This window comes from Micromonospora sp. MP36 (genome assembly GCF_008119785.1).
Lineage (GTDB): Bacteria > Actinomycetota > Actinomycetes > Mycobacteriales > Micromonosporaceae > Micromonospora.
In genome coordinates this window covers 1-884 of record NZ_VSFA01000280.1, presented here as the reverse complement: position 1 = coordinate 884, position 884 = coordinate 1, and the positions used below count along the sequence as shown (strand labels likewise).

The 884-nt window shown below is 70.4% G+C and carries 1 protein-coding gene; it reads right to left on the bottom strand.

Features of this window, described 5'->3' with window-relative positions:
- Positions 1–861, bottom strand: an 861-nt coding sequence (locus FXF52_RS41160) for an IS5 family transposase (protein WP_148805051.1), incomplete at its 3' end; no start/stop codon positions are given.
- Between the last annotated feature and the right edge of the window lie 23 nt (positions 862–884).

Sequence of the window (884 nt, the reverse complement as noted above, 5' to 3'; positions counted from 1 at the left end):
GGTGGCTTCGAAGCGGACGGCGAGTTTGTCGTAGCGGGTGGCCATGGCGCGGTTCTGCTTGAGCTGGTTGATGCCGCATTCCACGGCGTGCCGCAGCCGGTAGAGGGCGGGGTCGAAGGCGGGCGGCCGTCCGCCTTTGGATCCCTTGGCCTTGCGGTGGGCGTCCTGATCGGCCTTGCTCGGGATGCAGACCCGGATCTTTCGGCGACGGGCATACCCGCGGTTGCCGCGGCTGGTGTACGCCTTGTCGGCCAGGACCAGGTCAGGACGTGTGCGGGGCCGGCCGCCGCCGACCCGGCACACCTTGATCCGCTCCAGCACGGGGACGAACTGCGGGCTGTCTCCGCGCTGCCCGCCGGTGATCACCACGGCGAGAGTCTTGCGGCCCTGCTCGCATGCCAGGTGCGTCTTGGTGGTGAACCCGCCCCTCGATCGACCCAGTCCATGATCGGCAGGCTCGGCGGCAACGCCACCTGGCGGCTCCTTCTGCAGGTGACCGTCCCGACGGGCACCCGCGGCGTGCTGGTGAGCGCGGCTGATCGTGGAATCGACACTCACCGTCCACTCGATCTTCCCGGCGGCGTCCGCCCCGGCCTGCAACCCGGCCAGGATCTTCGCCCACGTGCCGTCACGCTGCCAACGCCGGAACCAGCGGTACAAGGTCTGCCAAGGCCCGTACACCTCTGGCACGTCCCGCCACGGGGTTCCGGTCCGGACCCGCCACCGGATCCCGTCGATGATCTGTCGTTTCGTCCACCGCGGCGGACGCCCCCGGCCCGGCTCGGCAGGCAGGACAGATCGCAGCCCCGTCCACTGAGCGTCGGTGAGGTCGTGCCGCCTCGCTGCCGCTACCCTGGGCACGAGGTCTCCGGTCGGTCTTCGGT